General features: G+C 43.3%; 11 protein-coding genes. 7 read left to right on the top strand and 4 right to left on the bottom strand.

Going from position 1 to position 20,631, the window contains the following annotated elements; genetic code table 11:
* Positions 1-64 precede the first annotated feature (64 nt).
* Positions 65-3,238 carry a TonB-dependent receptor gene (locus GQA99_RS17545; protein WP_160056102.1) on the bottom strand — a complete coding sequence of 1,058 codons (3,174 nt, stop codon included), beginning with the start codon at positions 3,236-3,238 and terminating at the stop codon, positions 65-67.
* Between the two features lie 253 nt (positions 3,239-3,491).
* Here GQA99_RS17545 and GQA99_RS17550 point away from each other — a divergent pair, with 253 nt between their 5' ends.
* Positions 3,492-4,298: a S1/P1 nuclease gene (locus GQA99_RS17550; protein WP_160056104.1), complete on the top strand. Its 807-nt coding sequence runs from the start codon at positions 3,492-3,494 to the stop codon at positions 4,296-4,298.
* Between the two features lie 101 nt (positions 4,299-4,399).
* Here GQA99_RS17550 and GQA99_RS17555 read toward each other — a convergent pair whose 3' ends face one another.
* The 3 genes from GQA99_RS17555 to zntR all read right to left on the bottom strand — a co-directional run bounded on the left by GQA99_RS17555 (position 4,400) and on the right by zntR (position 8,702).
* Positions 4,400-6,421 carry a multiheme c-type cytochrome gene (locus GQA99_RS17555; protein WP_229785950.1) on the bottom strand — a complete coding sequence of 674 codons (2,022 nt, stop codon included), beginning with the start codon at positions 6,419-6,421 and terminating at the stop codon, positions 4,400-4,402.
* Between the two features lie 401 nt (positions 6,422-6,822).
* On the bottom strand, positions 6,823-8,238 hold the full coding sequence (locus tag GQA99_RS17560; RefSeq protein ID WP_160056106.1) for an SO_0444 family Cu/Zn efflux transporter: 1,416 nt from the start codon (positions 8,236-8,238) through the stop codon (positions 6,823-6,825).
* A 2-nt stretch (positions 8,239-8,240) separates the two neighbouring features.
* Positions 8,241-8,702 (bottom strand): Zn(2+)-responsive transcriptional regulator, encoded by a 462-nt coding sequence (zntR, locus tag GQA99_RS17565; RefSeq protein ID WP_160056108.1) that lies wholly within the window; start codon positions 8,700-8,702, stop codon positions 8,241-8,243.
* Between the two features lie 316 nt (positions 8,703-9,018).
* Here zntR and purH point away from each other — a divergent pair, with 316 nt between their 5' ends.
* The 6 genes from purH (at position 9,019) to GQA99_RS17595 (ending at position 20,599) form a co-directional block, all read left to right on the top strand.
* Positions 9,019-10,608 (top strand): bifunctional phosphoribosylaminoimidazolecarboxamide formyltransferase/IMP cyclohydrolase, encoded by a 1,590-nt coding sequence (gene purH, locus GQA99_RS17570; protein WP_160056110.1) that lies wholly within the window; start codon positions 9,019-9,021, stop codon positions 10,606-10,608.
* An 86-nt stretch (positions 10,609-10,694) separates the two neighbouring features.
* Positions 10,695-11,996 (top strand): phosphoribosylamine--glycine ligase, encoded by a 1,302-nt coding sequence (gene purD / locus GQA99_RS17575; protein WP_160056112.1) that lies wholly within the window; start codon positions 10,695-10,697, stop codon positions 11,994-11,996.
* A gap of 137 nt (positions 11,997-12,133) precedes the next feature.
* Positions 12,134-12,547 (top strand): hypothetical protein, encoded by a 414-nt coding sequence (locus GQA99_RS17580; RefSeq protein ID WP_160056114.1) that lies wholly within the window; start codon positions 12,134-12,136, stop codon positions 12,545-12,547.
* A 331-nt stretch (positions 12,548-12,878) separates the two neighbouring features.
* On the top strand, positions 12,879-13,103 hold the full coding sequence (locus tag GQA99_RS17585; RefSeq protein ID WP_160056116.1) for a hypothetical protein: 225 nt from the start codon (positions 12,879-12,881) through the stop codon (positions 13,101-13,103).
* 358 nt (positions 13,104-13,461) lie between these two features.
* On the top strand, positions 13,462-14,961 hold the full coding sequence (gene nhaC / locus GQA99_RS17590) for a Na+/H+ antiporter NhaC (RefSeq protein WP_160056118.1): 1,500 nt from the start codon (positions 13,462-13,464) through the stop codon (positions 14,959-14,961).
* Positions 14,962-15,334: 373 nt separating this feature from the next.
* Positions 15,335-20,599 (top strand): Ig-like domain-containing protein, encoded by a 5,265-nt coding sequence (locus GQA99_RS17595; RefSeq protein WP_160056120.1) that lies wholly within the window; start codon positions 15,335-15,337, stop codon positions 20,597-20,599.
* The last annotated feature ends 32 nt before the right edge of the window (positions 20,600-20,631 follow it).

Below are 20,631 nucleotides of genomic sequence, written 5' to 3' on the forward strand. Positions count from 1 at the left end.
CAATAGTGAGACAAAAAATACCGAGCAATTTGCTCGGTATTTTGTTTTTAAGCGTTAGCACTGATTAGAACTGATATTTAACACCCACTTTCAACTGCCAGGCCGACTGGTTAATGTCATAAGTATTTTGGTTATCAGTTTCGATACCATCTTGACCATAAGGGACTGAGTAAGTGTAAACCCCAGTACTTGCATTGTAATCATGGTCAACAAGTGTCGATGTACCGTAGCTTTGATATTCAACCACACCCCAATCTTCATTGAGTAAGTTAAGCACGTTGCTCACATCAAAGTATAAAAGACCTTTATGATCTTTGGTAAAGCCCGGGAGCTCTTGAGTAAAACGAAAATCAAGTTGGTGCACCCAAGGTTGGTTATCCGTGCCTTTTGGTGCAATACCGCCAGCATATTGACCTAGGCCAATCTCATCGACAGCCGCTTTAAATTGCTCGTAAGTTAGTCCACCAGCGTACTCAACATTAGGGTCGTCAGCACCTGTGGGGATATACGGTAAGTAGTATGACGCATTAGCAAAACTTGATTGGTCGCCTAGGTTGCCGTCTTTATATGAACCTAATACCCAAGTCATCGGGTTACCTTCACGCGCCTCATAGAATAAGTTAAAGCTTGAGTTATAACCCGATACAATTTCAACATCGTAACCTAAGCTAAACGTAAAGCGGTGCGGCGTTTCATAATAGCCGGTGCCCATGGTGGTGCTATTACGATCATACTGTACCGGCGTGTATTGGTAGTTTGACGTTGCAGTTGAAGACGACCCCTGGTTGCCTTCTTCCACCGAGTTATATGCATAACCCGCGCGCATACTTATACCCATGTCCCAATTTTTTGCTAACGACAAACTCAAGGTTTTGCTAGTACCGTCATCATCAGCATTAGTTAGCATAATGTCATAACGGTCAGTGTTACCACCGGCGCCACCATTGGCAAGTGGATCCCATGTTTGATACACCACACGGCCGGTATCATCGGTAGTGACTTGACGACGAGCCAAATCAACCCAGGCTAAATCGTTTTCTTTTTGAATGTATAAAAACTCTGCCCCCACAAACCAATCATCACCCAATGCACCAAAATCCCAGGTGCTGTCGACACCAATGCTGGCACGCCAATCTGACGGTAATTCAAAGTGAGGGTCGATAGCATTCGCATTACCGTCGCCACCAACTAAACCGTTTTGCGCTTCAGAAGGCACATTAGCAAAATCTGGCGTACCCCAAGCAGAGTTCCAACCATCGTTGTAGCTAAGTAAGCTGTTTCCGTCATTTGAGAAGCTGTTTGAAATCCATACCGTTGGCGAGCCACCACTGTAGCGCCCTACACCACCGTGCAAGCTAACATCTTCTGTCAGTGCATACTTTACGCCCACTCGCGGCAACCAAATATCTTGCCCATCTAAGGTTTCGTTATTAGCAAAACCATAGCGCTCAACAAAATTTTGGTTAAGTGCTGGAGAATCAGACATGCTGATGGTTTCGTATCGCAAACCAAATGTCAGGGTTAAATCTGCGGTGATATCCCATGAGTCTTCAGCAAATAACGCTAACGTATCCATGTTAAAAGCTGCGCCAACATCGTCAGGATTAGCAGATATTGCATTAGAATAGAAAAACTGGTCTACATCACCGTTTTCAAAGTCTTCAATGGTATTAAATGACCAGTTACCCGCTACGTTTTGGGCAAACAGGTTAAACACTTCAATACTATTGTACTGAGCACCGAAGCCAATTTCATGGTCGCCTAGGTAATAATCACCCACAAAACGTAGCTCAAGGTTTTGGTTATCTAGCTCGTTTGCCTGGCGTGATTTGTCGGTACCAAAAACCACATAATCGCTAGCACGATCATAAGTTTGTACAGACACCATACCAATGCCTAAATCATCAATGGTTTTTGATTGAGTGGTTGAGTCTTTATAAGCTATTTTGATTTCAGTGCTGAAGTCATCAGTCCAATCGCTATATAGGTTAGCAGCATAGGTTTCTAATGTTTCTTCTTTGTCGTACCAGGTACTTGATAACTTTAACGATGATGAGCTCGAGCTCATATTATTGGTTAAGTTACCTTCTGTTGATTGGTAGGTAAAACTGGCGCGATGTTCATCGGTAATATTCCAATCAAGTTTAACTAAAATTTTCTCATCTTTTTCTTGTGGTGTGGTGGTATAGCCGCCAATACTGTCTAAGCCATAAACCGATTGGGCAATCTGTTCAATTTGCGTTAATTCAGCCGAGGTAATATCAGAGTCATTAGCATATCCTGCATCAGCTGGGCCCCACTCTGCAGATTTTGGCGCGTCGAAGTTTTCATACGAACCAAAGAAAAACAGCGTATCTTCAATTAACGGAAAACCAACAGTGCCACCAAAGGTGGTTTCTTCAAAATCTTGTTTTAAGCTGTCGCCCGTTTGTTGGTTCTTACCGTCACCAGCCATACTGTCGTTGGTGGTTTCCCAAAATACAGAACCTGATAAGTCATTAGTACCCGATTTGGTGACCGCATTAATTTGCGCACCGGTAAAACCCCCATTGCGCGCACTGTATGGCGATACATTTAACGCCACACTCTCAACAGCATCAATCGAAATAGGCGAGCGTTGTGTTGGATAACCGTTTGAGTTAAGGCCAAAATCATCGTTTTGCGATATCCCATCAACCACAAAAGTATTGAAGCGCGGATTTAACCCCGCCACGCTCATTGACACACCATCGGTGCCCACTACAGCCATTGGATTTTGGCGTAATACATCTTTTAAATCACGGTTAAGACCGGGTGAATTGGCAATATCTTGTTCGCCAAATTCACTATTGGCACCTGCAGAGCGGTAATATCCAGCACTGCCTACTACACCAATACGCTCCATTGCATTTGTATCTTGCAAGGTACGGTTAAAGCGGAAGGTTTCGCCTAGTTGTAAATAGACATCTTCTTCGATTGTGTCGGCAAACTGATCAGAATCGACTTTAATAATATAAGGACCGCCAACACGTAAACCACGTGCAGAGAACTGACCATCTGCCGTGACAGGCACTTCGGTAATAGTGCCGGTGGGTTGGTGAATAATAGTGACTTTGGCATCAGATGCAGCACTCCCTGCTGGACCCATAATTTGCCCACGTATGTCTGATGCGGTGTCAGCTGCAGATGTTGGTAAAGCAACGCCCATTGCAAAACACGTCGCTAGCGCTAGGCGACTCATTTTGTGACTTAGTAACATTTCAAACCCCTGAGAACTTATTATATTTTAATGTTTAGCCCAATGTGCTGGACTTTGTATTTGAACGCAGAAAAAGCTGCAGGGCGAAGTGTAGGGAGGGCATGTTGCACTTTAATGTCAGAATTTATACAAAAAAATAACAAAAAATCAGCTATCAACTTAAATAAAATTGTCATGAAAAAGGTGTATATTTTCGCCAAAATTGCAGGGGTTGTTTGCAGCCAACGAATACACTAATAAAGAGTGGGCAAAAATGAAAAAATCAGTTTTAGTCAATAAAAGCATTATGATAGCGAGTGGGTTATTACTTTCATTAAGCATCAGCTCTTCGGTTTTTGCCTTTGGCCAACTGGGGCATCGTATCGTTGGCGACTTGGCTCAACAGCACTTAAGCGCTTCTGCTAAACAGCAGATTGAACAGCTAACAAATGGTGAAAGTTTAGCGCAAATGTCTACCTGGGCAGATGAAATTCGTTCAGATAAACACTGGTATCACGCTGCACCTTGGCACTACATTTCTATTGAAGATGATGAAACATGGCAGTCGCTAAAACGCAATCCTGATGGTGATATCATCGACGGATTACAGCGATTTGAAAAGGTACTTAAAAACCCTCATGCCAGCCAACAAGATAAATGGCAAGCTTTGGCGTTTTATGTGCACTTTGTTGGCGATATCCACCAGCCTTTACATGTTGGTCATCGCCACGATAAAGGGGGTAACACGATTACCGTAAAATGGTTTGGCCAAGACTCCAACTTGCATGCGGTATGGGACAGTAAAATTATTGAGCAGCAGCAATTAAGCTATACGGAATACAGTAATTTTTTGAATCGTATTAGCAAAGTTGAGCGCCAACAATGGTTGGGACAGAGTTATTATGATTGGGCTGAAGAGTCTAAATACTTACGTAAACAGGCTTATAATCTGGAGCAGAATGACCAAGGAGAAGATGATTTACTCTTTAACTATGTGTTTATGAATAAGCCTATCGTTGAAAAAAGACTGCAACAAGCAGGTATCCGCTTAGCCGAAAAGCTCAATGCCATTTTTAATTAATCATCCGTTAAAACAGTTAATAAAATAAAACGGGGATCAATTGATCCCCGTTGTGATTTACGCAATTTCGTTAGTCAATAAGGCTAACGTCATAGTGCATATTAGCGTTCAAACTTGTGGTATTTCTCGATACCAAATGAACGGCCTTCTGCATGACATGTTGCACAAGATTCGCCGGTAGGTTGAGTAAACCAAGTACCGTCGTTACCAGAGCCTTTTTCTGCACTGATTTCACCACCGTTTAACTCCATGTGATTCAGAGCCTGGTCGCCATTGTGACAGGCAAAACAGTTTGCCGTGATTGGACTGGCCATCTTAGTTTGGTCGCCATTATTAAATGCTTTAGCACGAATATATTGATTCGGTATTGCATTTAAATCTACGCCATCAGCATGACAAGACACACAGTTAACAGCACTTAATTCAGTGGCTGAGTTAGCAATTTTATTGCCATCAGCATCTGTTTTAGCACCCGATAACGCACTACCAACACCCCAGTGCATACTGTGTACCATAGGGCCAAAGCCAGGCGCTGAGTTTGCTGCGCTTCGGTCTTGACCATTGTTATGACACGCTACGCAATCATCACCACCATCGTTGTAAGCACCATTTTTATGGTAGTTAGTTTCGCTGTTGTGACAAGTCGTGCAGCTGTCACTTGTTACGGCTAAACGACGTTCGTATTTAACGACAGCCCCAGTAGTTTGATCGACAGCATCAGAATAGGCAGTAAATGACATTGATGTTTTACCATCATCTTGCACCCAACCAGGATAGCTTAATGAGATACGCGCCGTTGCCATAATACTTGCTTGATCAAACCCACTTGATGGCGATGGGAAACAATGCGTTCTTGAGCCATCTGCGTTATCAGTTTTAACTTCATTGCTGCCATGTCCTGCAAAACGGCCAACAATAGACTCGTTATAATAACCATGTAAATAAGCACCGGCATACACAATCGGCTTACCTACAACGTTTGTGGCACCAGATGTGTCACCATCTTTGTTGTATAACGCACCAATATTGACCTGGGTTTTGGTGCCGCTACTCACGTCAAATAACGACATAGTGGTACACCATACACCCGCATCATTTTTTTGTGGTGCGGTGGTTTCAGCTGTGTAACTCACGCGCATTGCTTGCAAAGTTTCTAGGCCACTCTTATTTAAGTGAAACTCTCTTGCATCAAACTCACTACTATTACTGTTGCTGATAACCTGGGCATAACTAGAACTGCTAGAGGTGTTATGGCAGTCAGCACAACCGTTACCGGCAAGGCTGGTATTCATCACAGGCTCAGCATGACAGGTATAACAATTAGCTGGTTCAAAATCTTTTTCAAAATTTTGGTGATTGATGTGTCCAAGCATTTGCATGGTATTTTTAGCATAACCACCGGTATTTAATGAGGTGCCGTCTGCAGCAATATCACGAGGTACGTTGTTATGACACACCATACAACCACCGACAAAATCGACTTCGCCATCGGTATTTAATGCCACATAACCCGCATGTTTAAGGTCAGACTCGGCATAATCAACATGACATGCATAACATGTTTCAGTTGTTGAAGTGTGCATCATCTCAGGTTTAGCAATAAGCATGTAAGGTGATTTGGCAATATCGCCGCCGCCCACTTGCAAGCGAATTAATGCTTCTGTGTCAGCTTGCACACCAGCCATTGGCGCAACTAATTGATAATTGCCGTTATCAAGTAAGGTTAACGATGCGCCAGTTGTTGGCGATGAACCGCCCACTGTCGCATTACCACCCACGCTACCATCGCGGCTGCGTTGCATACCATTTTCGGTTTTTGCGGCAAGGTAGACCGACGCATCAGTTAAGCCCGTAATGGCATAACCTGATTCGTTAGTGATACCAAACTCTACTGTTACCATTCCGTCTGCAACAATATGATTAATAAACTCCACATTAGTCATCGTGGAGGCACTGACTGTTGGTGCTGCTGCATCTGCACCAGGAGCGCCAGGCAAACCAGGTGTACCTGCTTGCCCATCAGCGCCATCTACACCATCTTTGCCATCGCTACCACAGGCAATGACGCCCATAGAGATTGCGATTAGCAGTGCTATTTTGCACATTTTTATTGTTTTCATCATTAACTCCAACGTCGCTTAAACGACTTATCACTTTATAGGTATCTTGCAATCGTAATAGTAATGCAGAACCGCAAAACGCTAGGAGAGGTAACTCACACTCTTTGTGCAAATAAAGCGCAGATATGTTGACTTGATGTTAAAGCATGACGTGCATCATATTTATGGTAAAAACCATCTTATTTTTAAGGTATTTTTAATGGTTTAACGCGTTAATAAAATATGCTTAGACTTGTTGAGTATGTGATTAGATATGCATTAACTATGCACTTTATACCAAAATGACAAAGTAAACCGGCGGATAAACGGCCTTAATAAAAATCAAAAAACCAGTGATATTGATCACTGGCTTTAATTAAGTCTCATTAAATAACTGATAATTTGTGTTTAGCGCTATTGGCTCATTACGAGCAACAACTTTTGTCTTTATTGCCTTTTGGGATCATATCCCACAACACTTTCGCCATTAATATCGCTAACACAATACCTGACACGGCAACCACACCTTGTGGTAGTAATGCATGCTCTTCACCAATTTGTGGCATCACTTTAAAGCCAAAGGTATCAACCAAATAATTAACCAATACGCCAAAGGTTAACGCCACGCCAATAACGCCGCCTAAATAACCATAAAGTGCGCGCTTGCCTAACTCTTTAGTGACAACACCGAGTGTCGCAATATTAGTAGCTGGGCCTGCCATCATAAACACCAATACCGCACCAGGAGACACACCCGCTAACAGTAAACCCGCCGCAATAGGCGTTGAAGCCGTAGCACAGATATACATAGGAATAGACACAAGCACCATGACTAACATGGCTAAAATGCCGTCGCCCCACTTCACTAAAAAGTCGGCAGGTACGTAAGTCTGCACCAAGGCGGCAAAGAACAGTCCGACCAACAACCACAGGGTAGTGTCTCTCACTAAATCAGTCGCGGCGTAATGCAAACCAGATAATACTCGGCTGAATACACTGTTTTGCTTTAACTCAGTTGCGATGTCTTGAGTTGACGCGCAGCAGCTGGCTTGTTCACTATTTTCAGCATGCTCTGCTTTCACTGATGTTGATGCACAGCAACTGCTTGTTGCGGCGACCTCTGGCTCGGCTTTGCTGCTGCAACAGCTTGATTTCACTTCTTTAGGTTGGGTATCAGCTTTACTCGCACAACAACTGCTTTGCTTTGGCGCTTGTTCTGCACTCAACACGTTGGCTGAAGCCATAGGGCTTAATACCGACTCTGCTTTAACTGCGATCATTTTCACGCCAGCATGTTGCACGATTTCAGCATTGCTGTCGCGGGTACTTGAAGCTGCTTGAGACGGGCTTGATGGACTGGTCTTTTTACTTGCACAGCAAGATGATTCAACTTTAGCCGTTGCACTGCTGTCTGATTGAGCCTTAGCTGTTGCAGGCATACCATCATCGTCATCGCGGCCTACCAACAGCCCCGCCACAATCGCGCTAGTAATAGCTGCAATAGGACGCACTATGGCCATAAACGGACCCAGCAACACGTAAGAGACGGTAATTGAGTCGACGCCGGTTTCAGGTGTTGATACCAAAAATGAGGTTGTAGCCGCTTTTGAAGCACCAGCGCGGCGTAAGCCAACCGCAGCAGGAATCACCCCGCACGAACATAACGGTAGCGGCGCACCTAATAGCGCAGCCTTAAACACTGTTTTTACTCCATGACCACCTAGCTGCTTTTGCATCCATGCCATTGGCACAAACACCTTTAACAACCCAGCTAATACTAAACCCAGCAAAAGCCAGGGGGCGGACTCTAAAAATAAGTGAATAAAATTGGTCAATAACATAATTAGTCCTTATGACCCGAATGAGAGAAATGATGCTGTTCTTTTTTGGCAATAATATGTTGATCTGACGACTCTAACGCTTCCAATATCGAGCAATGTTCAGCGCTATCAGGACCACCACAACAGGTGTTAGATAAACTCTTTAACGAGGTCGCAAAATGCTGTAATTCCGCTAACTTAGCCTCAACCTGCTCAAGCTTAGTATCAACCAAACCTTTGACTTCAGCACAGGCTCGATTAGATTTATCCACTTCTATAGACAATAAATCGGCAATGTCATTAAGCGAAAACCCCACCGCTTTAGCGCGCAGAATAAACTTCAACCTTTCAGAGTCATCTTGATTATATAATCGATAGCCTGAGTCCGAACGGCTCGAAGGAGACAACAACCCATGTTTTTCATAAAACCGTAATGTGTCGGCCTTGATGTCGTACAAGGCAGCAAGCTCACCTATTCGATACATAATTTAACCCCAACCAGAAAGTGTATTCAGCTAAACGTCTCTGAAATTAGCTTAAGTATAAACCTTGGAGTTTAATCCAAGGTCAAGGGTTTATTGTGGATTATTTTTGAATATCTTTGTTCTTATTTCAATATTGTGAAATCACACAGAAAAAACACCCAATACATGCGCTTTACGATAAAATACGCCCGCCTGATCATAAGACAGTATCTAGTGGTGTTATCGCAACATCATGAGGGACTTTGGTAAAGCGGACTTGAAGCAATTCTGTTTTACGAAAGATCCTTAAAATCAAACTAGTGGACCCTGTACCTACATGAATAATGTCAGACCAATTCGTCGCGCGCTATTAAGCGTATCAGATAAAACTGGAATCCTTGAGTTTGCACAAGCGCTGCATGCACAAGGTGTTGAACTCTTATCAACGGGCGGTACTGCAAAGCTACTTGCAGACAATAATATCCCGGTAATTGAAGTGTCTGACTACACAGGTCACCCAGAAATTATGGATGGTCGTGTTAAAACCTTGCACCCAAAAATTCACGGCGGCATTTTAGCCCGTCGCGGCATTGACGAAGTGGTAATGGAGCAAAATGCCATTAACCCTATCGATTTAGTGGCGGTTAACTTATACCCATTTGCTGAAACTGTGGCTAAGCCAGGTTGCACCTTAGCCGACGCTGTTGAGAACATCGACATTGGCGGCCCTACCATGGTGCGCTCAACCGCCAAAAACCACAAAGACACCACGATTGTGGTTAACGCAAAAGACTACGGTCGCGTGATTGCTGAAATGCAAGCCAACAATGGCAGCACTACGCTAGAAACTCGCTTTGACCTTGCCATTGCAGCCTTTGAACATACCGCTGCTTACGACGGAATGATCGCTAACTACTTTGGTACTATGGTGCCAGCACACAGTAACGACGAATGTCATGACGATTCTACATTCCCACGTACGTTTAATTCGCAGTTCATCAAAAAGCAAGATTTACGCTACGGTGAAAACAGCCATCAACAAGCCGCATTTTATGTTGATGCGCAAATTGATGAAGCCTCAGTGGCCAGCGCGATTCAGTTACAAGGCAAAGCATTGTCTTACAACAATATCGCCGACACTGACGCTGCACTTGAATGCGTTAAAGAGTTTGAAGGCCCAGCCTGCGTTATCGTTAAACACGCTAACCCATGCGGAGTGGCATTAGGCGCTAACTTATTAGAAGCCTATGACCGTGCATTCAAAACCGACCCAACATCAGCCTTTGGTGGCATCATTGCCTTTAACCAAGAGTTAGATGCACAAACGGCCCAGACCATTGTTGACCGTCAGTTTGTTGAAGTGATTATTGCCCCTAAAGTCAGTCAGGCAGCACGAGATATCGTTGCCGCTAAAGTGAACGTGCGTTTGCTTGAATGTGGTGAGTGGAACACTCAAACCACAACACTTGATTACAAGCGCGTCAATGGCGGCCTGTTAGTACAAGATCGCGATCAAGGCATGGTTAACCTAGACGACGTTAAAGTAGTGTCTAAACGCCAACCAACTGCTGATGAATTAAAAGACTTAATGTTCTGCTGGAAAGTGGCCAAGTTTGTTAAATCTAACGCCATTGTTTACGCCAAAGATGGCATGACAATCGGTGTCGGCGCTGGCCAAATGAGCCGCGTTTACTCAGCAAAAATTGCTGGCATTAAAGCAGCTGATGAAGGTTTAGTGGTCGAAAACTCAGTGATGGCATCTGACGCTTTCTTCCCATTCCGCGACGGCATCGATGCTGCAGCGGCTGCGGGTATTAGCTGCATCATCCAACCGGGTGGCTCTATTCGCGATGAAGAAATCATCGCAGCGGCAGATGAGCACGGTATGGCCATGGTATTTACTGGCATGCGTCACTTCCGCCACTAAATTCCACTTGAAACAAGCAGCCTTCTTTGGCTGCTTTTTTCGTTTAAAGAAACATATTATTTAGTTTATTAAAAAGGTGAATAAAGATGCAGGTACTTATTATTGGCGGTGGCGGTCGTGAACATGCTTTAGCCTGGAAAGCGGCTCAGTCTGCTCAAGTTACAAAAGTGTTTGTTGCACCTGGTAATGCTGGAACCTCTTTAGAGCCAAAATTACAAAATGTGGCCATTCAAGTTGAAGCCATTGCTGATTTAGTTAAGTTTGCTCAAGACAACAAAATTGAGCTAACCATTGTCGGCCCTGAAGTGCCATTATCATTAGGTGTTGTTGATGCTTTTAATGCTGCTGGTTTAGCGATTTTTGGCCCAACAAAAGGCGCAGCACAGCTTGAATCGTCAAAAGCCTTTACCAAAGACTTTTTAGCCCGTCACAACATTCCAACGGCTGACTACTCAAACTTCACTGAGATTGCCCCCGCTAAAGCTTACGCGGCTACATTAACCGCTAAAACGGGTTTCCCTGTCGTGATTAAAGCCGACGGTTTAGCTGCCGGTAAAGGCGTGATTATCGCTGCCGATCAAGCCCAGGCCGATGCCGCGATTGATGACATGCTTGCCGGTAATAAATTTGGCGATGCAGGTTCTCGTGTTGTTATTGAAGAATTTTTAAAAGGCGAAGAAGCCAGCTTTATCGTAATGGTAGACGGCAAAAATATTCTTGCCATGGCCACCAGCCAGGACCATAAAGCACGCGACAACGGCGATTACGGTCCTAACACGGGTGGCATGGGTGCATACTCTCCAGCGCCGGTTGTAACGCAAGCTGTGCACGACTGGACGATTGCCAATGTTATTCGCCCAACCGTTGATGGCATGGCGGCAGAAGGTAATGTTTATACTGGCTTTTTATATGCTGGCCTAATGATTGCGCCAGATGGTAGCGCCAAAGTACTTGAATACAACTGCCGCTTTGGCGACCCAGAAACCCAGCCGATTATGATGCGTTTACAGTCTGACATCGTTGAGCTTTGCCTAGCAGCCACTCGTGGTGAATTGAACAAAGTCACCGCAGAGTTCGACTCACGCGCAGCAGTCGGTGTGGTAATGGCCGCTGGCGGTTATCCAGACGCTTACAATAAAGGCGATGTGATTAGCGGCTTAACGCTTGGCGATGTACACGGCAAAGTGTTCCATGCCGGCACCGAGATGAAAGACGGCCATGTGGTGACTAACGGCGGCCGTGTATTATGCGCTACCGCCTTAGGTAACACGGTAACCGAAGCCCAACAGGCCGCTTACGGTTTAGTGGATGCCATCCATTGGGATGACGTTTATTTCCGTACCGATATCGCTTATCGCGCCATTGCTCGTGAGCAAGCTAAAGCGTAAATCAATCGCTTATCTTGTTAGCATAAAACACTCCCTGAGATGATAACATCGCAGGGATTTTTATTTTTATAGCCATGCCAGTATTAAAGAGATATGTTTACAGAAGTCCAACACCAATATAACACTCAGGTGATACTGTGAACACAAAGCACTGTTTGGGATACATTTTATTATCGTTATTATTGACAGCCCAAACAGCCTATGCTGATGGTCTTTCTTCGCTTCAATCTGAAGCACTATCGTCATTCGATGCTGACAGGGTTGATGCGATATTTTCTGCCAATACACAATTGGACCTTTCGACGTTACCACCCATTCTTTATCCACAATCGGGCATCAAGCGCCAATTCATTAACTTTATTACCCCAAACACATTTTCCTGTAACGTGTTTGGCCGTGGAATTAAACCGATAAAAATTGCTTATACAATGACATTTAAACATGCTCAACAAACATGGACACCACTTACTGGGAAAGTGCACTACCAATCATTCTGGCAGGCAGAAGATAGCAATGTAGAGTATATTTGGATTAACGATAACCAGAAATAAAAGAGATTCGTCGCGAGTTGATAGTGATAATCTATTCGAATGATCAACGTTTACAACTATAAATCCTCTTGCATCTCATGTGAACAAGGTAAATCTCCCATTTAATGATTAAGCTTAATGCCTCTGCCAAGACTGATCCCCAAGATTAGTATTTTAATTACCGCAAAAGATTAACTTCTATTCACTTTGCTTATAAACCCTGTTTTATGTGATCTAGATCACTAATATCGTGTTGTATGAGGTGCATTCTAATATAAAGCGAATTGGTTAAGCGGTTATCTATCCGATGACTAAACGCGAGTAACTTTATTAATAATGCTTGGAGTACACAATGTCATATTCTATCGAAGACCTTATCTACAAAGGGGAAAAATCAGGCGTACATGGCTGGAACACATTAGCAGGAGCCACTTTTTATTGGCATCCAGATTGGTTACATATTGCCGAAGATATGACTGGCCACAGTGCCATGACTAATATCAGCCCAGCGAAAGGTAAAGCCAACAAAGCGGATGCTGAAAGTGCCATCGTTAACCACCTTAATCACCCCAAGTAACTACTCATATAGAGCACTCATATCGCGCACTCATTTAGCTCATCCGACTGAGTAAAGTGAGATATTCTAGCAAGGGTATCACTGGTCCCACCATATACCCTTAGCGGATATTTATGCGATCGACCAGTCAATATCAGCATATTTAACCAAGCCAAGTAACTAAGCAAGCACAACACCCCACCGCCTCACTTAATGCTGTTCACTCAAATCATTGGTTCGCGATAACAATATTCGACTTATTGGCCTTTTTTTGTCAGGATGTGGCCTGTTGCAAATTCGTTACCAAGTTATTAAAAAGCATTAAGCCAGCTCACACGAATGAGATATTGGTCAAAATAATAATTATAAAGGAAATCGTATGTCTCAAGCCGCGTCTTCAAAACCGTCGCCATCTAATCATAAGCAACCCACATTACTCGATGCGCTTATTCCCGTATTTGCACTCATTATTATGCTGGGTGCTGCGGTATATTTATTTTCATCCGACAGCTCATCTGGCGCCAACCAAATCGCATTAGTGTTAGCGGCGTGTATCGCCATGGTGATTGGCTTTAAAAATGGCTACAGCTGGAACCAAATGGAGCGCGGTATTGTTAAAAGTATCGGGGTTGCGACAGGTGCGCTGTTAATTTTGTTCAGCGTGGGCTCACTCATTGGTACCTGGATTTTAGCAGGCACTGTGCCAACGATGATTTATTACGGCATGCAAATTCTTAATCCCGATTATTTCTATACCGCTTGTTGTTTATTGTGCGCGGTAGTGGCGTTAAGTATTGGCAGCTCCTGGACAGTAGCCGGTACGCTCGGGATCGCGTTAGTGGGCATTTCGTCAGCAATGGGCTTAGACGTGAACATTACCGCCGGCGCCATTATCAGTGGTGCTTATTTTGGCGATAAAATGTCGCCAATGTCTGACACCACCAACCTGGCACCAGCTGTGGCAGGTACCAATATTTTTAGCCATATTCGCCACATGACCTGGACTACGGTTCCAAGCATTATTATTGCCCTTATCGGCTTTACTTTTTTAGGCTTAACCGCAGATGCCACCCCGATTGAAAACCAACTTACCGACACTCTGGCGCTATTAGACAAAACCTATAGCCCTGGGCTGCATTTACTCATTCCATTATTAGTGGTGTTGTATTTAGCTAACCGCAGAATGCCTGCTTTTCCCACAGTAATATTAGGCACACTTGCCGGCGCTGCATGTGCGGCACTGTTTCAATTTGATAACGTGATCGCTTTTGTTCACGACGACACACTCGTACCGGTAGTTGCACTGGTAAAAGGCTTGTGGATTGCCATGTTTGACGGTTACGTTGCCAACACGGGTGATGAAGTATTAGACAACTTATTAAGCCGAGGCGGCATGAGCAGCATGGTGACCACTGTGTGGTTAATTTTATGCGCCATGGCATTTGGCGGTGTAATGGAAGTCACTGGATTATTAAATCGTATTTTAGAAAGCATTCTGACCGTAGTGACCGGTACCACCAGCCTGATCATTACCACCATTGGGGTGTGTATTGGCGCTAACATCATTACCGCCGACCAATACATTGCGATTGTACTGCCAGGTCGAATGCTGAAGGTTGAATACACTCGCCGTAAATTAGCCGCGGTTAATTTGAGTCGCTCACTTGAAGACTCTGCAACAGTCACCAGCCCATTAGTGCCCTGGAACACCTGTGGCGCCTTTATGGCCAGTACCTTAGGCGTAGCAACCATTGCCTACCTGCCCTACGCCTTCTTTAACTTGGTGTGTCCATTTGTGAGTGCCACTTATGCCTATTTCAACTTCAAAATCGAACCATTGGACGAAACTAAAATAAGCACTGGCGAAGTCGTCGGTTAACATACTAAAAGCTGAACAAGTAGATAATTCACCTGATATGGGCAGTGATAAGTCATGAACGTTGCTAAAACATTTTTGGTGTTTTTACAACTGAATTTGTTCAGAAAGTTATCACTCAATTATTGGTTGGGAGTCATCGAGTATGTTTTTAATCATTATTAATAAAAACATACTCTCAAGCGTTTCACCTGAACTAGAGGGCATTCACTATTTCTTTGCTAAGAAAGTTATTAGCTAGCACCAAACTGTAAAACCACACACAACTCACCTACAGTTAACAAAATAACAATAATAATAACAAAATAACAAAATAACAAAATAACAACTTTATTCTCAACTAAGCTGTAGTCACAAACTTCTAAAAAACCTACGTTTGGCTTATATCTTAAGAATAAAGATAAGGAATTCTATGAAAATACCACAATCACGGCTGTTAGTTCAAAGCACAATACTTGCCAGTGCTATGTTTTCTGCATCGTTATGGGCCATCAGTGATAATAATGCAATGGTCATTAATACTATCAGGGCTATCCCCGCAACTGTGTGTACAGCACAGAGTAAAATATCCAGTTGCATGAAGATGAACGGCAGCGTAGAGGTGGCTGCAGGCACTGGGGTGCCGAGCACTTATTCAATAGATGAGTTGGCATATCTCAGAGACTCGACAACGGTAAACGGGATTACCCCGTCAACCTTTACGGGAAATGGTATCCCCAGCGCGGGGACTGCGCAAAATTCTGGGTCATTAATGTGTTATGTGTTGGATGTGGATGCTGGCGCCGCTGGGGTTTATAATTTTTCATGTGAGATGAATGCATTAACATGTAATAAATTGTATCGTTATCATTTTGCAGGCTCTCATACTACGGCCGGTAATGCAGAGCATTCAAATACTAACAGCACTAATACTTCCCTTTATGCCTATTCCACTGCTTGTGCGCCTGTAAGCGGTACAAATGGATCCTTAAATCAAACCAGCGCCGATGTATCTTTAAATGTTAACAAAGGGGCTTTACCTCAGACTATGAGCCTAGAGTGGGGCACAACCACAGCTTATGGTAATGCAGGGGTTATTACTAACAATGCTGTGGTGGACGCTGCAAACTCAGGCACAGCTAACGTTACCGCATCAATGACTGGGCTTAGCTGTGAGACAAGTTATCATTATCGCTTTAACAGCACGACAGATGACAGCGCCGTCAATGGTAGCGTAATGGTCAATGGCAGCGATCAAGTTTTTACTACTGCCAGCTGTGATACCACGCCTCCGGTATTAAGCGATATTTTACAACTTACTGGTGGTATTACAGATTTTAGCTATACCTTTACCTCAAATGAGGCGGGTAACTTGTATTATGTAGTTTTACCTTCAGGCTCTACAGCGCCTGATGCGACTCAAGTGCAAGCGGGTCAAGATTCAACTAATACACCTGTGACAGCAGCAGGGCAAAAAACCTTGAGTGCTGCCAGCGCAATAACTGTAGCAACTTCTGGCCTTACAGCAGAAACCTTATACTCTATGTATGTGGTTGCAAAAGATGCTGAGGGAAATATAACAGGAGTAACAAGTTATCCAATTATTTTCACGCCTAGTGCACCAACAACAGTTGTTGCAACATCGGGAACATCCCAAGCTAATGTTACGTTTGCCGCACCAAGTTTTAATGGCGGTGGTTCAATAACAAGCTATACAGTGACATCTAACCCTGGTGGATTAACAGCAACGGACTCGGCCTCACCAATTACCATTTCTGGATTAACCAATGGGTTACCATATACTTTTACTGTCACAGCAACTAACATTATGGGTACAAGTGCTGCTTCTACTGTTTCAAATAGTGTGATTTCTAAAGCGACACAAAGCATTACTTTCGATAATCCAGGAGCTCAAGATTTTGGTACCAGCATCACCCTATCCGCAACCAGCACATCAGGGTTACCACCTAGCTTTACATCATCAACGACGGCTGTATGTACTGTAACAAATATGGGGGTATTAACTTTAGTGACTCCCGGCACTTGTACAATTAATGCAAACCAAAGTGGCGATAGTAGTTTTAATTCCGCCCCTCAAGTCAGTCAAAGTTTCAATATTACCGCGTTGGTGGCTACAGCACCAACATCAGTACAAGCAACTGCTGGAGATGCTCAAGCTACTGTTTCATTCACAGCGCCAAGCTTTAATGGTGGTTCGGCAGTAACAAGTTATACAGTAACTTCAACCCCAGGCAGCCTAACGGCAAGTGGTGTGGCTTCGCCAGTTATGATGACAGGCTTAACTAATGGAGTGGCTTACACCTTTAGTGTGACAGCTACTAATAGTGCAGGAATTAGCGCAGCATCTGCACCCTCAAATTTAGTAACACCTAATAGGGCACCTGTTGCGCCGAATACTAATGTAACATTAGAAGAAGACAGCTCGATTAGTATCCAATTTAGCGCTCAAGATGATGTGGGTGATGTGTTAACTTATGAAGTCGTTACCCCCCCCGCATCAGGTAGTTTGGAAAAAAATGGTCTTGTATGGCTCTATACCCCTAATGCCAACTTTAATGGCGCTGATAGTGTTACCTTTACCGCTAACGATGGCTCATTAAGTTCAGCACTCGGCACTGTAACCATAACTGTCACTCCGGTAAATGACGCACCTCAAGCTGTGGATGATAATTACAGTCTGATCAAAACTGAGACTAATAGCTATTCACTTCCAGTTCTTGAAAATGATTTAGATGTGGATGAAGACACATTAACTATTGAAGGCGCTGCTGCTGATGTTGGAATAGCGACATTTGATAACGGAGTATTAACTTATAAAGCATCGACAGATTATGTTGGACCCGTCAATTTACGCTACTCAATTTCTGATGGTCAAAAAGCTCGCAGTAGCGCAAAAGTAAGTTTATTAATTACAGGTGAAAATGCTGATGACTTACCAATTATAACTGTTCCTGATGATCTTGATGTCCAGGCAACAGGACTCTTTACCAAAGTGAAATTAGGTGTGGCGACTGCGGTAGATAAATTAGGTAATAAACTACCTGTATCGCTAGTTAACTCTCAACAGCTATTTTCCCCTGGTAATCATCTAGCTTATTGGCAAGCAACTGACGCCCAAGGGCGCACAGCTTTGAAGTCGCAAAAAATTAGGATTCATCCTCTAGTTTCAATCACCAGAGAGCAAGTTGTCGCAGAGGGGAGCGAAGTTAAGGTAAGTGTGTACTTGAATGGCGAAGCACCTGAATACCCTATTTCCATTCCTTTTACTATATCAGGCACAGTTGATGCTAACGATCATAGCTTAGTAGATGATCAAATAGAGATAGTTTCAGGTTTGTCGGCGAGTTTCATTGTCGATGTGTATGACGACAGTGAAGTTGAAGGGAATGAAGAATTAATCATCAACCTAGATACATCACTAAACCTAAGTGCTCACAGCGAAACTCGCTTAATTATATCAGAAGACAATATCGCGCCAAAAGCGAACATTGAAGTGCGTCAAGCTAATGAATTGCGTACTCAAATAAGTAAGCTCGCTGGTAAGGTATATATTCTCGGTAAAGCAAGTGATGCAAATAGCAAAGATAACTTGTCTCAAGTTTGGTCTTCTGGCGAACTTGTCCTTGAAACCGACGCGAATGGTACTTTCTTCACACCTGATGCGCTCGATGTTGGTGTTTATCCTATTAGTTTGACAGTAAGCGATGATGGTTCACCTAGCTTATCTACGATAGTAAGCGTGAATGTCAAAGTAACTGAATCATTAGCGGTATTAACTGGTGAAGATTCAGATGGTGATTTGATCCCCGATGACCAAGAAGGCTTTACTGACACCGATGGTGATGGCATTCCTGACTACTTAGATGCTATATCCCAGTGTAACGTGTTACAAGAGCTTGGTCTTGAGCAAGTATTATTCCTTGCTGAAAGCCCATCTGGTATATGTTTAAGTTTAGGAAATACCGCACTAGCAGATTCCAGCAGTGGAATAGGTTTAAGTAATGACGCGATACCAGCAGACGAAGATGCAGCCAACATTGGTGGAGTATTTGACTTTATTGCCACTAATTTACCTAAACAGGGCGATAGTTATAGCTTTAGTTTACCGCAAGCTTTACCTGTACCCACTAACGCCGTGTACCGTAAATATAATGTTCAGACAGGCTGGCGTGATTTTGTTGTTGATGACAAAAACAGCATAGCTAGCAGCATTGGAGAGCCTGGGTTATGTCCGCCACCAGGAAGCAGTTTATGGCAAATAGGTCTTAATGAAGGTTATTGGTGTGTGCAGTTAACGATACAAGATGGCGGCGCCAATGATGATGATGGCTTAGTTAATGGCATGATTGTCGATCCAGGTGGAGTAGCTGTGGTGCTTAATGGTAATAATCTACCGGTAGCAATTGCTGACACTTTCATTGTGCCTGTAAATCAAAGCCGTGATATTGATGTCCTTGCAAACGATACCGATCAGGACAATGACACCCTTATGGTCACTCAAGTGATTAGCCAATTTGGTACCGCTGTAGTATTAGGTAACCAACAAGTTAGCTATACGGCTGCACCTGACTTTATCGGTGATGATGTATTGGTTTATAGCATTAGTGATAGTAAGGGTGGCACAGCAACCAGTGAGCTTACTGTCAGCGTGGTGGCTAATAGAGCGCCTATTGCAATGAATGATATGGCAAGTACTGATGATAGAACCAGTATATTAGTGGATGTACTTGTTAATGATAGCGATCCTGATGATCAAGTATTAGCATTAACTTCAGTAACGGCACAAGAAGGTAGTGTAGTAATAGACGGCACACAAATCCGCTATACACCTAAGACAGGCTTTGAAGGTAGTGATCTTGTTAGCTACCAAGTCAGTGATGGGCTCGGTGGAGAAGCAGTGGGCAATCTAACTGTTAATGTAAAAGCTTATCAAGTACAAACTATTGATAATAAATCAGGTGGGGGATCATTGACCTTTGGATGGATAGGTTTGTTGTTATTGGCATTGCTTAGAAGAATCAAGTCTCATGTAAAGCTAATATTATTGAGCTTACTAGGCTTCATGACTTTAGCCCAGGCTCAGGCCGCTGAATCCACCCTATGGTATCTCGATGTATCTTTAGGTTTAAGCAAAACAGATCAAGCGAAGGAAGATTTACAAAAAGATGTTAATTCGGGGACAATAAACCATTTTGATAACTCTGATACTCTAGTCGGGATCAATATTGGTTATCAAATTTCTCCAATGATTGCTTTCGAATTAGGTTACTTAGATCAAGGCAGCGGTAAAACGCAAATAACAGGGTCAACCTTAAATCCTACTGAGTATCATGAACAATTGAAATCGGTTTCACCTATTTTGGTACATGGATATACCTTAGGGGCTAAATTCACGTTGATTGAGCATAAAAACTGGAGGTTTGATATTCCTGTAGGACTATTATTTTGGGAATCTGAAGTGAATAGCCGTTCACAAGGACAAAATCTAAAGACGAAGTTAGATGATACTGACTTGTATGCGGGTATGCATTTAGGTTATCAAATTACGCCAGTCTGGGAGGTAGGAGTAGGATTTAAATATATTTCGTTAGATCCAAATGATATTTTAAGTTATCAGTTAAACCTTAGTTATCATTTTTAATTATGAGTCCTGCTCCAAACTATAAATAATCT

Source organism: Shewanella litoralis, from assembly GCF_009828585.1.
In the GTDB taxonomy this organism is placed as follows: Bacteria; Pseudomonadota; Gammaproteobacteria; order Enterobacterales; family Shewanellaceae; genus Shewanella; species Shewanella litoralis.

Bases quoted from the DNA above. Each gene is read 5' to 3' on its own strand.
- GQA99_RS17550 (WP_160056104.1), top strand. From the start codon at position 3,492: ATGAAAAAATCAGTTTTAGTCAATAAAAGCATTATGATAGCGAGTGGG.
- nhaC (WP_160056118.1), top strand. From the start codon at position 13,462: ATGTCTCAAGCCGCGTCTTCAAAACCGTCGCCATCTAATCATAAGCAA.
- purD (WP_160056112.1), top strand. From the start codon at position 10,695: ATGCAGGTACTTATTATTGGCGGTGGCGGTCGTGAACATGCTTTAGCC.
- GQA99_RS17555 (WP_229785950.1), bottom strand. From the start codon at position 6,421: ATGATGAAAACAATAAAAATGTGCAAAATAGCACTGCTAATCGCAATC.
- GQA99_RS17585 (WP_160056116.1), top strand. From the start codon at position 12,879: ATGTCATATTCTATCGAAGACCTTATCTACAAAGGGGAAAAATCAGGC.
- GQA99_RS17560 (WP_160056106.1), bottom strand. From the start codon at position 8,238: ATGTTATTGACCAATTTTATTCACTTATTTTTAGAGTCCGCCCCCTGG.
- purH (WP_160056110.1), top strand. From the start codon at position 9,019: ATGAATAATGTCAGACCAATTCGTCGCGCGCTATTAAGCGTATCAGAT.
- GQA99_RS17545 (WP_160056102.1), bottom strand. From the start codon at position 3,238: ATGTTACTAAGTCACAAAATGAGTCGCCTAGCGCTAGCGACGTGTTTT.
- zntR (WP_160056108.1), bottom strand. From the start codon at position 8,702: ATGTATCGAATAGGTGAGCTTGCTGCCTTGTACGACATCAAGGCCGAC.